This window comes from Nocardioides sp., from assembly GCF_047602075.1.
GTDB lineage: Bacteria > Actinomycetota > Actinomycetes > Propionibacteriales > Nocardioidaceae > Nocardioides.
The window spans coordinates 1,695,238-1,709,809 of sequence record NZ_JASGIF010000001.1 but is presented as its reverse complement, the minus strand read 5'-3'; the positions used below and the strand labels follow the sequence as shown (position 1 = coordinate 1,709,809).

Here is a 14,572-nt window from a genome sequence, read left to right as displayed (position 1 = left end):
CGTGAACGGGAGCAACAGGCTGCTGGAAGGAGCCGGATGGGTGCTCGACTGGCTGCTCACCTTCCCCGGGGCCGGCTGGCGCGACCGCTGGGTCGCATCCGGCGCCGATGTGAACCCGCTGAGCTGGCTGCCAGAGCGTTGCGGCAAGGACCACCGCGACCCGACGACGGTGCGCCAGATCGCCGTCGAAGGGATGCGCACCTTGATCGTGGCGCGGGTGATCTTGCCTGGCCACGAGTTCTTCGTGACCTGGAAGACCAAGGGCTACCAGCAGATCCTCGACCAGCAAGACGCCGCGCTCATCGCCCGGATTGAGGCCTTCGCCGATCAGCACCAGATCAGCCAGCGCACGCGGCGCGACGCATGGGCGGTGCTGGCCCGGATCATGCTCCACACCGGCAAGGACCTCCCTGACGTGGCTGCGGAGGACATCTTCGAGCTGCGGGCCCACTACCGGGAGAAGCACGGCGTCCCGGCCCAGGGACTGGGGTGGACGTGGACCATGCTGGCCGGGGCCGGGATCTTTCCCAAGGACTCCTCCCTGCGTGCCGCGCTGCGGGTGGGTCAACGCACCCCGGCCGAGCTGGTCGACCGCTACGGGGTCGCGCCTGGGCCGGTGCGTGACCTGCTGGTGCGCTACCTGAGCGAACGCAAGACCAACGTCGACTACACCACCATCAAGTCACTCGCGCGGATGCTGGCCGGCAACTTCTGGGCCGACCTGGAGCGCCACCATCCCGAACTCGCCGGCACCGACACCCTGGCCCTGCCCAAGACGATGGTGACCGCCTGGAAGGAGCGCCTGGCCGTCATCGTCGCCCCCGACGGATCGAGGAGGCCACGAGCCGACTTCCTCGACGTGCTGCTCACCGTGCGGTCCCTCTACCTCGACCTACGCGACTGGGCGCTCTACGACGCCACGCTCGCGCCCTGGGTCGTGGCCCCGCCGGTCACGCGCGCGGACGTGGCCGGCAACAAGAAGCGGAAGCTGGCCCACCAGGCACGCATCCACCAACGCATCCGCGAGCGGGTGCCGCTGGTCCCGCGGATGCTCGCCCAGCTCGAGCAAGACCGCCGCGACGCCGAGGCGATGCTGGCCCTGGCCAAGCAGACACCCCTCGAGGCCACCTTCGGCTTCAAGGGGCGCACCTATCAGCGGACCAGCACCCGGGTCCGTGCCGGCCGCGGCCTTCCTCCCGAACTGGCCTACGACGTGATCTGCGTCGAGACAGGAGACCGTTCCAGCGTCGGCCGGATCGAGGAGGACGCGTTCTGGATCTGGGCGATCGTGGAGACCCTGCGCCACAGCGGCGTGCGTGTGGAGGAGCTCCTCGAGCTCACCCACCTGGCACTGGTGTCCCACCGGCTGTCCACCACCGGCGAGCTCGTCCCGCTGTTGCAGATCGTGCCGTCGAAGACGAACGAGGAGCGACTCCTGCTGGTCACTCCCGACCTTGCCCGGGTCTTGGCTGAGGTCATCAGCAGACTGCGCAACCGCTACAGCGGAGCCGTTCCGCTGGTGGCGCGCTACGACCACTACGAGGCCACCACCAGGCCACGGCTGCCGCACCGTTCCAGCGCGACTACGGCTCCGGGCCGACCGCCATCAGCCCCACCACCGTCCGCGAGATGCTGCGCGCCACGGCCGAGCGGATGGGCTTGACCGACAGCGCGGGCAACCCTGTGTGGCTGGCACCGCACGACTTCCGACGCGTCTTCACCACCACCGCCGTCCAAGACGGACTGCCGCTGCACATCGCCTCGCGGATCCTCGGCCACCGCCACCTCAACAGCACCCAGCCCTACACCGCCGTCTTCCAAGACGACCTCATCCGCACCTACCGCTCCTTTATCGACCGTCGCCGATCAACCCGCCCGGTCGAGGAGTACCGCGAGCCCACCCCCGAAGAGTGGGACGAGTTCGAGGAGCACTTCGCGCTACGCCGCGTCGAGCTCGGCTCGTGTGCCCGGCCCTACGGATCGAGCTGCGAGCACGAGCACGCCTGCATCCGTTGCCCCGTCCTGCGTGTCGACCCCGCCCAGCTCGACAGACTCGAAGCGATCGCAACCAGTCTCCAGCAACGCATCGCCGAAGCCGACGAGCGCGGCTGGGCCGGAGAGGTCGAACAGCTCACGATCAGCCTGCGTGCCGCTCAAGACAAGATCCTGGCCACCGCTCCACCCCGCGACCCCACCGTGCTGCTCGGCTACCCGACACTGCCCGGAGGCCGCTGATGACGAGGAGCTCCCTCGACCCGGTCGACGCCGCCGAACTCGTTGGGATGCTCGAACTCATCTCAGGCTGGATAGCCGTCCACCACCAGACGCTCGACCCCGCCCTGGCCGCCTACATCGGCAGCGACGCCTACAACCTCGACGACCTCCGCAACGACATCGAGCGGTTCATCTTCCTGCTCGGCGGCGACGCACTTTCGGTCTCCCCGACCCGTAGAAGCCAACGAGACCGATCCAGGGCATCTCGGTGTGAGCGATAGCCGGGAAACGAATCGGCTGAACGTCGGCGCACTGTGGTCTCATGGAGGTGCGTTCAACATGCCGGACCTGAGGAGCCGTTCACCGGCATCGGATGCTCTACCTTGACGACGGGCGGGAGGTGTTGGGATGGCCGAACAGCGCGACCTACGTGCTCGCCTTGAGACTGCCCAACAGCTCGTCAATGGCTTCCTGCCCGACACAGGCCAATACCTCACCGCGGTGACCAGCGGCCAGGGGTTCATCCCCGGGACGACTGTCCAACAACTTGGTGTGCGCTACGTGCAACTGCCCAGCCGGCTCCTGGTTCCCGAGCACGCGACGCAGTCAGTGGGGCCGCTCGACCAGATGCGTACCTATCTGACGCCCGAGGAGTACCTCGGCGTCCCGATCACCGGCCAGATGCTGGTGGAGAACCTTGCGAAGCTGAGCATGGAGGAGGCTGTGCACTTCGCTGCGACCTGGCTCGCCCGGCTCGAGCACCCGTCGGCATCCCACCTCGATGTGGACATCTCGTTCATCACAAGCCACCTCGCTGGTTCCGCACGAACCGCGGCACTTCACCACGTCCAGCATCCGCGACAGCCCGGCCTTCGTCCCGAACGGACCCTGATCGTCCCCCAGGCGCTCACCCTGCTGATGGTGCTGGCGCTGCGCCATAACGTCCCCGCCGGCCCGATCACCGGACCGTTCGACGAGAAACCTGCCGTGATCGTGACACTGGGTATTCCTGGACACCTCGGCAACCGCGTCACGCCCCCACCCAATGACATCATCACGATCGACGAACCCAGCGAGCTCGTCGGGGAGCTGGTCGCGAACCAGGCATACAACAGCCACCAAGACCTGCGTGGCGCACTCGCGACATTCCAACGCTGCTGGAGAGAACTCCCCATCGAGCTGGCGCAGCATCCACAGATGGTGGACCTGCCGGCCGAGTATGCGGACGCGACAGGCCTGCCTCTCGACGACATGGTCACCGTTTGCTCCGCATTGTGGGCCTCGGCAGCGAACGGCACCTGCACGGTCGAGCTGTCGTACTTCGACAATCTCGGCTGGGACCGCGAACGGATCGACGCCGTCCTCGGCCTGGTGGCGGCGACACCGGAGCAGATGCGGCAGATGCTCGACGACGAGGCACGGGACTACGGAGACACATGGTCGCGTCGCACGTTCCGGGAGTACCCGGTCGTTCGGTGGCCGAACCACCTGACAGTGCTCTCACCACATTGGCTCGTGGAGCGTTGCACCGGGCTGTGGCCGCTGTTCGAGATTCGCCGCTACTTCACCGACCGCGGAGAGAACGCCCGCGCTGGCAGGGCGACGAACGCGTTCACGCTCGCGATGGAGACCTGGGTGCTGGAGGCGTTCTCCAACATCGTCGGTGACACCAGCCGCTACTACAGCGAAGACGACCTCCGGGCCGCGTACGGAAAGAAGTCCAAGGTGTGCGATGCCGCGCTCGAATACCCGGGCGCGTGGGTCGTGGTCGAGGTCACGATCACCGGGCTCAATGCACATTCGGCTGCGGGCGTTGACCAGACAGCGATCGTGAAAGACATCGAAGGCGCCGTGAAGAAGGTCCGCCAGCTGGACGCCGCGATCGTCAACATCCGTGCGGACGAAACCAAGGTCACCGGACGTCCTGCCGTGGTTGGGCGCAAGTTCCATCCAGTCCTTGTTGTGGCCTCGTCGTTCCCGGTGAACCCAGCCACCATGGTGATGCTCCGGCAGCGTTTCGAGTCGGAGAACCTACTACAGGGTGCCGACGTGGCGCCTCTTGAGATCATGGAAGCCGATGACGTCGATATAGCCGAGGGTGCCATCGAAGCGGGTGGCCCGGACCTGGCACAGCTGCTGCAGGGAAAGGCGAGTTCGGCCCTGGCGAACATGTCGATGCAACACTACGTCGTGTCCAACCTTCCGCATCTGAACCGTCTTCCACGACGCGTCACCGGTCGGTGGGACGCCTGGTTCAGCAGCGCCCTGGACGCGTTGCGTTCCAACGCCGCCTGACAACCGCCCGCATAGGCGCCGACAGGCCAAGACAACGTCACGTTTCGCGCGGTGGATCGCCCCCCACCCAGCAGCGTTGCCCGTGTGAGGGGGCCTCGCCCTGGGCGTGACTTGTCGGTGAGCCACTTCACCAATGCGCGGAGGCCGTCATCGGGGTACGCACGGGTCGTCACCATCGGGAACGCGCCGGCCATCGCGGCTCAAACACGAACGACTATTGGGGCTTCTTCCTGAGTCGCTCAACTCTGGTCTTGCCCGCCGGTTTCACATTGGCACGTGATGTCCATCCGAAAGCCCCTCGCCCCGTAGTCCAGAGAAGCTTGAAGCCAAGCAGGTGCGGGATGACTGCGACCAACTCGTCGGGCGAACTGATGGAGAGTGTCATGCCATGCAGGTGTGCAGGTCCGGCCGCGCAGTTGCATCGAGCTGAGCGGTCGACGGAGGCTCGGATGGCGGTCGTCTACGACGAGCGCTGCTCCAACGTCTCCAGAACGAACTGGCACCACACATGCGCTGACCCGACCGCGAGTCGGGCGTGGCGCGGCGTCACCCAGGTGGGCACTTCGGCCTGCCCGTGCCCGGTTCCGACCTGATTGCGCAACTCGGCCATCCCCACGCCGATCCGGGACACCGCGCCCAGCAAAGTGCGGATGCCTACCGCGTTCTCTGCGCTGTCTTCGACCTGCTTGGCGTTGATGCCGAGCGCAGTGTGCGCTTTGGCCACGAGGCTGGGCAGGTCGTCGCTCTTGCCGTAATCGACGCCCGAACGCTTCAGCACCAGTTTCGCGGTGGATTCGACAAGCTCCTTTGCCGAGCCGACCGCCAGCCTGGGGTCGTCGTCGAGGTTGCGTTCGATCCGTTCGAGGTGGTCCCGGATCGCACCGGGGTCTTCCAGTGTGGAAAGAGCCTCCTCAGTAACCTTCGGCCAGGACCCTCCGGCAACGAGAGCTTCGATGCGATCGTGGATCGGGTTGAACAGCTCGGCAAGCAGGTCGCGACGTGCCTGCCATCCGCCGCCGCCGGAAGCGCCCTTGCGAATCCAGTAGCTTCGGAAGCTATCGAAGTCTCGGAACCCGAACTCAACGTTGCGCATCCCGATGCGCGCCAGGACGGCCTTCATGCTGGTGAGCAGCTTTCGTGCCTCGGCGTTGTCGAGCTCGCTGCCGCTCGTGCCGTACTTCTGGTACTCATCGTGAGTGAGCTCGGCCAACGCCTTTGCGACTTCAATGTCGGACCAGGTGGAGGACGGCCCGACGACGAGTTGATCGAGCAACTCCGTGTGAAGCCGGGTTGTCTCGCTCGTTCCCCACGGGCTGCTGTCCGTCTCGGTGATGAAGAACTCGCTACTGTCCACGCCTCTATGGTTCCAGCCGGTGTGCCTGGGGGCGTACGTGACATCGCCGAAGGCACCCCCTCCCGCACGGCGTGCAGGTCCTGGGTTGGGCACGCCGGCCTGCGCTCGGATGGATTCGACCCATGTCCATCAAAGGTCCAGATTCGATCGCTGCGACTCCGTACCTAACGGGTATCCTGAGACTGGAAGCACGAAGGCTTTCCTCGTGAGACCGAGGAACTCCGTAGCAACCGTCTCGACTCCGTAGTCGTCGCAGGAGACCTGATCTCGTCCAGAGGTCGCAGGTTCAAATCCTGCCCCCGCTACGAAGAAAGTCCAGGTCAGCCCATGGTTGTCCTGGACTTTCGCTTTGGGGGCGACATGCGATCCCATCGTTTTCCCATCACATTGAGCAGGTGTGCCGCTCAGACCGCGCAGGCGCGGCGGCGTTGCCTCCGGTCGGTTCGGGGCGGCTTGGTTCGCCTTGCACACCTGCTTGGCATGAAGACCACGGAACTGGGGCTGGAGCCCCTCATCGGGGTCGAGGAGCTCGCTGAGTACCTCGGTGTCCCCGTGCAGACCATCTACGACTGGCGGCTGTCCGGCCGGGCGCCGCGAGCCTTCAAGCTCGGCAAGCACCTTCGGTTCGCGGCCAGCGACATCGCCGCGTGGCTGGAGGAGCGGCACGAGGGCGGCTCCCATGAGTAGGCCACGCATCCCCATCGGCGGGTACGGCGAGATCGCCTTCATCCAGCGCTCGAAAGGCAAGGTCGAGGCCCGAACCCGCTTCCGCGACTGGGACGGGCAGACCAGGCTGGTGCAGGCAACCGCGGCGTCGCGGCCGGCGGCCGAGGTCGAGTTGAAGCGGCGCCTAGCCGAGCGCAACGCCTTCCAGCCGGTCGACACGACACTGACGCCGGACAGCCCGTTCCCGGCACTCGTCGACTACTGGCTGGCGGACCTCGACCTGGAGGCCCGGATCGCCCCGGCAACCCGGTTCAACTACGAGCGCGACATGACCCGGCTCGTGCTACCCGCTTTCCACGGCTACGCCCTACGCGAGATCGGCGTCGCCCGCTGCGACGCCCTGCTCAAGGAGCTCGGCAAGCAGTCGTACGCGAGGTCCAAGCGCGCCAAGACCGTGCTGCGCCTCGCGTTCGGTCTCGCAGTCCGCCACGAGGTGATCCACCGCAACCCAATCGACGGCGTCGCGCGCCTGCACAAACCGAAGCGGACCCCGACCGCGCTCACGGCAACCGAGGTCAACGCGATCCGGGCAGTCATCAAGGCGTGGGAGCAGTCGCGGGGCACGTCGGGCCCAAACCCTGACGGGCAGCTGGGCCAGATCGTGGAGGTCATGCTCGGCACATCGGCCAGGATCGGGGAGGTGCTCGCGATCCGGCGGCGTGACCTGGACCTGACGACGACACCAGCCACGCTGCGGATCTGCGGCACGGTGATCTCCGAGCGCGGCGTCGGGACCTACCGCCAGGAGCACCCGAAGACCGACCGCTCCAACCGGGTGATCGCGCTGCCGTCGTTCACGGCCGAAGCGCTGCGCCGTCGGCTGGCGATCATGGCCGACCATTCGCTGGATGCTCTCGTCTTCCGCAGCCGGGAGGGGACGCCGCTGACCACGGCCAATGTGCGCCGCCAGCTCCGCAAGGTCCTCGGCGACGCCGGCGTCGAAGGCGTCAGCCCACACATGTTCCGCCGTACCGTCGCGACCGTGATCAACGAGCAGGCCAGCCTCAACTTGGCCTCCGAGTTGCTCGGCCACACCGATCCCAAGGTGACGATCGAGCACTACATCCGCCGCAACGAGCAGGTGAACCCGCTGACCGCCGAGCTGCTCGACCAGGCGTTCGCCCGCACGGATCACGAGTAATCGGGTTGGCCGTTGTCGGACCTCGTCCGTAGCGTCGAGGGCGGGTCGACCTGATGGGAAGGAGCAACGATGAACGACGAGACGAGCCAGAGCCAGGAGGCCCGCGACGTTGAGCAGGCCACCTGGTTCGAATGCGACGACGGCTGGGGCGCGTTGATCGCCGAGCTGGAGACCAGACTGAAGGCGCTGTCCCCGGACTACACGATCAGCCAGGTGAAGGAGAAGTTCGGCGGGCTGCGTTACTACGCGAATGCAGGCGACGTGAACGCGGAGACCTCGAAGCGGTTCTACGACCTGATTCATGAAGCCGAGACGAAGTCCTTCGAGATCTGCGAGTGCTGCGGTCAGCCTGGGCAACTCTCGCGCCGCGGAAAGCACGGTTGGTACAAGACCCTCTGCCCGAAGTGCGCAGCGAGTATGAACTTCGAGCCCGTGCGCGATGCCGGGAGCGGGACCTCATGACGAGCGCGGCAATAGTGTCACGTTTCCGTTATACTTCTGCCATGGCAGGGAAGGCTCTCGCGCGTGACGAGCTGTGGGATATCGCGAACACACAGCATGGCTTCGTGACCGCTCAACAGGCCACCGAGATCGGGATCGACAAGCACGCACTCCAGATGCTCGTCCACCGGGGCACGCTCAGCAGGGCTGCCCACGGCGTCTACAGGTTCCCGCAGTATCCGGTCGGCGAGCACGACAACCTCATGCTCGCGGTTCTGTGGGCGAGGGTGCCCGAAGCCGCTCTGTCGCACGAGACGGCGCTGGACGCGTACGGCATCAGCGACGTGAACCCCAACCGCATCCATCTCACCGTGGCCAAGCAGCGCCGCTTCCGCCGGGCCGGTGGAGACGACTACGTCGTGCACTACGAGGACCTGGCCCCGAAGCAGATCGGCTGGTGGCAGGAGATCCCGGCCGTGACTCCGGCGACCGCCATCGCGCAGTGCATCGAGTTCGGCACGCCGACGTACGTGCTGCGTCAGGCGATCGAGCGCGGACACGCGCAGGGCTACCTGAAGGCGGCTGAGCGCGACGAGCTCGCGGCAGCGTTGGAGGCTCGCCATGAGCGATGAGCACCTCGGCTCACGGCTGGCCGCACTCCTCCGCACGCTGAAGCCGAAGGCCAAGGAGCCGGTCTCCGCCAAGGTCCTCAACACCTGGATCGCCCAAGCCGAGGGCAAACTCGGCGACGAGGCGAAGGGCGGACGGCTCGGCTGGCTCATCGCGTCCTCCGTCGCGATCGCCGCGGTCCAACGTGCCATCGATGCCAAGGGCCGGCACCTGTTCCTACTCAAGGGCGGCACCCTGCTCCAGCATCGGCTGCCGGCCACGGCCCGGACGACCAAGGATGTCGACGGTCTGATCCGTGGCGACCTCGATCAGTTCATCCTCGCCTTGGATGAAGCGCTCGATGAGCCATGGGGTCCGCTCACCTTGCGCAGGGGCGAGGTCGAGGTGGTCAACGTGCCGACCAAGATCATCAAGCCGCGTCGCTTCGACATCATCCTTGAACTCCGAGGTGTGACCTGGCGCCGCATCCAGTTCGAGGTGTCACCCGACGAGGCCGGCGTGAGCGATGAGCACGAGGCCATCGAGCCGCCGCCGCTTGGCGGTTTCGGGCTGCCTGATCCGGACGCCCTCGTCGGGATCGCCATGCGCTTCCAGATCGCGCAGAAGCTCCACGCAGTCTCCGATCCGCACGAGCCGCCGGACTCGATCAACGACCGCGCGCGTGACGTCGTCGACCTCCTCCTGCTCCGCGACCTCGCCGAGTCGACCGGGAGTCCGACCATGGCCGAGATTCGATATTTTGCGCCATGGAAGCGCAGGTCCCGGGCCAGTGTCTCCAGAGGCCGACGTGCTCGCTACAAAGCGACCATGAACCTGCCTCTCTCGATCACGCCTGATCCCTTCCTCACCGACCTGACGGACCTTCCCGCTGGCCTCACCAGCGTCGATGTCGACCGCATCCAGACGGCGGTCACCGCCGCCCGCGCCAGCTCGACACGCAAGACCTACGCCCTCGCGTGGAGCCAGTGGGAACGCTGGTGTGCCGACCGGGCCCTGACCGCGATGCCCGGCAACCCCTACGCGCTGGCGGCCTACCTCACCGAGCGCGCCGAAGCCGGACGCGCCATGCGCACCTTGGACATGGCCTGCACCGTCATCCGTCACGTCCACCGCGCCGCCTCGGCCGAGGACCCGGTCGACACCGACGTGGTGGACCAGGTCAGACGCGGCCTGCGCCGGACCTACGGCGTCACGCCCCGTCGGCAGGCCCGCCCACTGGGCGTGGACGAGCTGCGTCAGATCATCGAGGCGATCGACCGCACCACCGTCATCGGGGTCCGTGACGCCGCCATGATCCTGCTCGGCTACGCCTCGGCACTGCGACGCTCCGAGCTGGTCGCCCTGAGGTTGGCCGACATCACCTACGAGCCCACCGGACTCCTGCTCGCCATCCGGCACTCGAAGACAGACCAAGAGGGTCACGGTGCCATCGTCGCGGTGGCACGCGGCGCCAGGCCCGAGACCGACCCCGTCGCCGCCCTCGCCGCCTGGCGCGCCCTGCGCGGAGAGCAACCCGGCGCCCTCTTCACCCGACTGTGGGGCAGCACGATCAGCGACAAGCCACTCGACGGTCGTGCTGTCCTGCGGGTTCTCCGCGGCCGCGCCGAGGCCGTCGGGATCGACGCCACCCGACTCACCGCCCACTCCCTGCGAGCCGGCCACGCCACCACCGCGGCACTCGCCGGAGTCCCGGTCGACCGGATCGCGGCACAGACCAGACACAAGGACCTCTCCGTCCTGGTCAACTGCTACATCCGCCCCATCGAGACCCTGGCCAACACCTCCAGCACGCACCTCGGCCTATGACAAGACCATGTCCCGTTTCTTGGAATGAGCTGTCTCCGCTCATGGGAAACATGTCGATTCGAGAAAACAGTGTTCATTGACGAGCATCACCCGGGTCCCGGGCTGACTCGCTGAAGCCGCCGTCCCGAGGAGCTTCAGGTGCGGGGGCGGCGCTTGGTGCGCCGGTACTCCTCAACGGCTTCCTTGGTCGCGTGCCAGACGCCGTCGGGAGTCTGCATGGCCTCGAGGCGTCCTCGCTGGGCTGCCTGCCGAAGGGCTGCCAACGAGAACTCCTCATCCACCAAGGCGGCCAACGGCACGAGCCGGTCGGGTTCGGCGAGCGCAGGAACGATGAACCGGTTGAGATTGTCATACATGGCACGAGCCAGGATCTCCCCCAACGGGCCGTAGTCACCGTTGTCACCGCGATCCAACGCCGACAAGTACGCCGCGCGCTGCCGCTTGAGAATGATCACCGGCGGATACCCGAGCCGCACCAAGATCAGGTTCAGCACGAGCCGTCCCGCGCGGCCGTTGCCGTCGATGAAGGGGTGGACCCGCTCGAACTCCACATGCAGCCTCGCGAGGGTCTCCGGGAGCGGCGCCTCCGTCTGACCGGTCAGTGCATCGGTCGATGAGTTCACGACGTCGATCCAGTCCTGGACCCTCGCAGCCACCAGCGGCCACGTCGGCGGGGTCATACCACCCCCGAAGGGGCGGATGTCGTGCTCACGGAACCGTCCCGGCGCCTCGTTCGGAGTCGCCTCCGGGTGAGGCTCGACCTGCCAGACCGGGCTCATCGCCAGCTCGTGGACGTGGCGCAGCTCGGACAGCGAGATCAACCCGTCAGTCTTCCAATCGCCCGGGTCGAGGGCCTGGGCGTAGACCCACTGCGCGGCATCGGCATACCCGCGGACCTCCATGTACTCCTTGAGCGGCTTCGCGCCCACCGCCTGCCCCCGGTCGAGGAGTTGCTCGACCTCTCGCAACACGAGGGTGTTGCCTTCGAGCGCGGTCGAGTGGTGGGCCTCCAGGTGCCAGATGTCCGCCCAGATCAGTTCCGCCTGGGCAGGCGTGGGCAGGCCGCCGAGCCGCTCGTGGAACTCGGTGATCGCATGGTCGAGGCGCGCGTAGACCGTCGCGCGTGACGGACGCCCACGAGCCACACCGCACCTCCATTGATAAGTGTGATGACTAGCGAATAGATCTTATCAAAGTGTGATCAGGTGCGGTCGAGGCAATAGATCTAATCAAAGAGACGTCGGCGCTGACGCGGTCGCTCCCGTGTGCAGCCACGCCACGGCCGGCCTCCCCAGGAGTCGAAGTCGACCGGATCGCGGTCGCAGGCCAGACACTCAGTGACTATCCCTATAAGTGGGATGTATTTTCCAGTTATGCGTAGTGATGGTCCGGCCCTGCTTCCGATCTTCCGGTCGCAGCATCAGGCGGAGCTGCTGATGTGGCTCTACCTCCATCCCGACGCCGAGTACGGCGTGAGCGATCTCGCCGAGCGTCTCGGGGTGCCACTGTCGACCCTGCACCGCGAGGTCGTTCGTCTCGACGCCGCCGGCCTCATCGCCAGCCGAACTCTCGGCCGCAACCGACTCGTCCGCGCCAACACCGACCACCCAGCGGCGAAGGCGCTCGCCCAGCTCTTGGAGGTCACCTTCGGCCCCCGCGTGGTCATCGCCGAGGAGTTCGCGATCCCCGGCGTGAAGAAGGTCGTCTTCGGGTCCTGGGCTGCCCGCCATGCCGGCGAGGCCGGCCCGCCCCCGAACGACATCGACGTGCTGGTGGTCGGCAAGGTCGACCGCGCCGATGTCTACGAGGCGGCCGACCGGGCGTCGAGCCGCCTCGGCATCGAGGTCAACCCAGTCGTCCGGACGTCGAAGCAATGGGTGGACCCCGAGGATGCGCTCGTGAAGCAAATCAGGGCGTCGGCCCACGCCGAGGTGGATCTGGCAACGCTCCACGGGACGGCTGCGTGTGACGCCCTAGAGTCGAAACGTGCAAGAACAGGATGACGAGATCTCGGACCATGAAGATGACAACTCGACCGACGGCGGTGAAGCGGTCGACCCGTCATGGTGGGCAGAGGCTAACGGACAGCGCCGACGCCCGTAACTTCGAGCCGGCAGAACTACTGCACGAGATTCTGCGGAACCTGGCAGAGGCCTCCGGCGACGAGTTTGGCATTGAGTCTCTGCGCGCCCGCACACTGACGGCGATGGCTCGGGTGACGTCCGCGATGCTGAACCCCGACTCGCGGGACGATCCGTTCGCCCCTGCAATGCGGTGGTCCGGACGGAGAACAGTCGTTCCTAGCGACCTCGACGACGACGAGCTGAAATTGCTCGCCGATGCCCTTCCTTTCGTGGAACAGGCCGTCCTCAAAGCCCGGCTCGCAGATGTGGTGTGGACCTACCGAGTCCCGCGCGATCCGGCTACCGCAGTGGCCGCCACCGACGGTTACCTCGCGATCCCACTCACCTGGGATACGTGGGTACGCACTGGCCATGACAGCTACCGCCGAGTCGTGCAGCTGGCCCGCAGCCAAGGTAAGCCAGGCGGCGCCGTGCTCGACACCCTTACTGCCCGCCTTGTCGCGTTCATCTCGACGGGTGACGAACAGGGACACTTTCGCGCGCAGGTTTCCCAAGTCCTTCGAACCACCGGGAAGGTCACCAAGGCTCAGTCCCTTGACCTTGGCAAGCGACTCTCCGAGCTCGCCGCCGACAACCCTGCCGGCAGCCAGCCCGAACGTGCCCTCCTGCGGGAGGCCGCTGCCTGGTATCACCGCGCCGGCGAAGACGACGGAGCCCTTACGTGTCAGGTCCGCATCGCCAACTCCTACGCCGCAGAGGCAGAGCAACGAATGCATGGCGACAGGGGGGCGATGGCCGCGAGTGGACCGTTGGAACAGTCCATTGAAGTCCTCAGGGAACTACCCCGCACATACCGAGACGCTCATGGACTCGAGGAGGGTCTCGCCACCAGGCGATCCCGGCTGCGTGAACTGCGCCAGCACTCGCTCGAAGAGATGACACCTATCCGTAGCCAAGAACTGGACGACATCTACGAGTGGGTGGAGAGAGCCCGCCAACATGTCTCCGGCCGCGAACGCTTCGCCGCCCTGGTCGCGTTGACGGGAGTCTCGCCGATGATCGACCTCGACGAGCAAACCGAAGCGGTGCGTGAGTACCTCGCTGACAGCCTCATGCGGCTGTTCTCCCGCACGACCTTGAGTTCAGATGCGCGCAAGGTTGGTGCCCGCACCGGCGACGCGACGATGGCCCCCATGGACGATGAAGTCCTCGAGGAGCTGGTGCGCCGCAACACTTTCCGCATCGGGCTGATTGTGCAGGCACTCATCGTGCCTGCGGTCGAAACGCTCAGCGACGAGCATCGATTCGACCTCGCGTTCGTTGAAACCATCTGCCGTGAATCCTCGACAGTACCGATGCGACACGCCGGTCTCTGGGCTCGTGGTCTCTGGCACGGCCTCAGCGGTGACTTCCCGTCCGCGGTCTCGATCCTCATCCCGCAGATCGAACAGATGGTGCGCTTGCGTCTGAAGAACGAAGGCGTCCACACGCTCTACATCGGTGACGGCGGAGTTGAGACTGAAAAGGCGCTCGGCGCGCTCCTAGACATAGAGCAAGCCATTGCCTATCTCGGGCCGAACCTGTGCTTCGAGTTGCGCGCCCTGTTGCTCGAACAGGTCGGACCCAACCTGCGCAACGAACTCGCGCACGGACTCGTCACTGATGGCGTGTTGTGGGGTGCTCCGAGCATCTATGCATGGTGGCTTTGTCTGCGCATGGCGCTCGCACCCTTCGAGTTCGGCGAGGACCCTGCAGGCGACCCGGAAGTTGAGCCGAGAGACGAAATCGGGCTCTCCTGACCCTTCCGTGGGTGTCTGAGCGCGCCTTTGGGTGAGAACACGCCGTTCCTGCCTAGGTTCTGGTCTTGCGAAGGATCAGAAC

The 14,572-nt window shown here is 66.2% G+C and carries 13 protein-coding genes; 11 read left to right on the top strand and 2 right to left on the bottom strand.

Features of this window, described 5'->3' with window-relative positions; translation table 11 throughout:
• Window positions 1-40 precede the first annotated feature (40 nt).
• The 4 genes from QM714_RS08590 to QM714_RS08575 all read left to right on the top strand — a co-directional run bounded on the left by QM714_RS08590 (window position 41) and on the right by QM714_RS08575 (window position 4,509).
• Window positions 41-1,663 (top strand): hypothetical protein, encoded by a 1,623-nt coding sequence (locus QM714_RS08590; protein WP_415099482.1) that lies wholly within the window; start codon window positions 41-43, stop codon window positions 1,661-1,663.
• Window positions 1,630-2,235, top strand: coding sequence for a tyrosine-type recombinase/integrase (locus QM714_RS08585; RefSeq protein WP_415099480.1), 606 nt, complete (start codon window positions 1,630-1,632; stop codon window positions 2,233-2,235). The genes QM714_RS08590 and QM714_RS08585 overlap by 34 nt, the downstream gene beginning before the upstream one ends.
• On the top strand, window positions 2,235-2,495 hold the full coding sequence (locus QM714_RS08580) for a hypothetical protein (RefSeq protein ID WP_415099478.1): 261 nt from the start codon (window positions 2,235-2,237) through the stop codon (window positions 2,493-2,495). The genes QM714_RS08585 and QM714_RS08580 overlap by 1 nt, the downstream gene beginning before the upstream one ends.
• Window positions 2,496-2,895: 400 nt before the next feature.
• Window positions 2,896-4,509 carry a hypothetical protein gene (locus QM714_RS08575; protein ID WP_415099476.1) on the top strand — a complete coding sequence of 538 codons (1,614 nt, stop codon included), beginning with the start codon at window positions 2,896-2,898 and terminating at the stop codon, window positions 4,507-4,509.
• A gap of 460 nt (window positions 4,510-4,969) precedes the next feature.
• Here QM714_RS08575 and QM714_RS08570 read toward each other — a convergent pair whose 3' ends face one another.
• Window positions 4,970-5,863 (bottom strand): abortive infection family protein, encoded by an 894-nt coding sequence (locus QM714_RS08570; protein ID WP_415099474.1) that lies wholly within the window; start codon window positions 5,861-5,863, stop codon window positions 4,970-4,972.
• A gap of 480 nt (window positions 5,864-6,343) precedes the next feature.
• Between QM714_RS08570 and QM714_RS08565 the strand changes: the two genes are divergently transcribed.
• From QM714_RS08565 to QM714_RS08545, 5 genes are all read left to right on the top strand, one after another.
• The gene (locus QM714_RS08565) at window positions 6,344-6,550 is read left to right on the top strand and encodes a helix-turn-helix transcriptional regulator (protein WP_415099472.1); all 207 of its coding nucleotides are present in this window, start codon (window positions 6,344-6,346) and stop codon (window positions 6,548-6,550) included.
• Window positions 6,543-7,730: a tyrosine-type recombinase/integrase gene (locus tag QM714_RS08560; RefSeq protein ID WP_415099470.1), complete on the top strand. Its 1,188-nt coding sequence runs from the start codon at window positions 6,543-6,545 to the stop codon at window positions 7,728-7,730. Before QM714_RS08565 ends, QM714_RS08560 begins: the two co-directional genes overlap by 8 nt.
• 69 nt (window positions 7,731-7,799) lie before the next feature.
• On the top strand, window positions 7,800-8,192 hold the full coding sequence (locus QM714_RS08555) for a hypothetical protein (protein WP_415099468.1): 393 nt from the start codon (window positions 7,800-7,802) through the stop codon (window positions 8,190-8,192).
• A gap of 41 nt (window positions 8,193-8,233) precedes the next feature.
• Window positions 8,234-8,803, top strand: coding sequence for a type IV toxin-antitoxin system AbiEi family antitoxin domain-containing protein (locus QM714_RS08550; protein ID WP_415099466.1), 570 nt, complete (start codon window positions 8,234-8,236; stop codon window positions 8,801-8,803).
• The gene (locus QM714_RS08545; protein WP_415099464.1) at window positions 8,793-10,607 is read left to right on the top strand and encodes a nucleotidyl transferase AbiEii/AbiGii toxin family protein; all 1,815 of its coding nucleotides are present in this window, start codon (window positions 8,793-8,795) and stop codon (window positions 10,605-10,607) included. Before QM714_RS08550 ends, QM714_RS08545 begins: the two co-directional genes overlap by 11 nt.
• A 134-nt stretch (window positions 10,608-10,741) precedes the next feature.
• On the opposite strand, the gene QM714_RS08540 is transcribed toward QM714_RS08545, so the two are convergent.
• A complete protein-coding gene (locus QM714_RS08540) occupies window positions 10,742-11,752 on the bottom strand; it encodes a Fic family protein (RefSeq protein WP_415099462.1) in 1,011 nt (336 codons plus the stop codon).
• Window positions 11,753-11,980: 228 nt separating this feature from the next.
• Between QM714_RS08540 and QM714_RS08535 the strand changes: the two genes are divergently transcribed.
• Together QM714_RS08535 and QM714_RS08530 are read left to right on the top strand one after the other, a co-directional pair.
• Window positions 11,981-12,610, top strand: coding sequence for an ArsR family transcriptional regulator (locus tag QM714_RS08535; protein WP_415099460.1), 630 nt, complete (start codon window positions 11,981-11,983; stop codon window positions 12,608-12,610).
• 14 nt (window positions 12,611-12,624) lie between these two features.
• Complete coding sequence (locus QM714_RS08530) at window positions 12,625-14,490, top strand: DUF4209 domain-containing protein (protein ID WP_415099458.1); 1,866 nt, start codon at window positions 12,625-12,627, stop codon at window positions 14,488-14,490.
• Window positions 14,491-14,572: the final 82 nt, after the last annotated feature.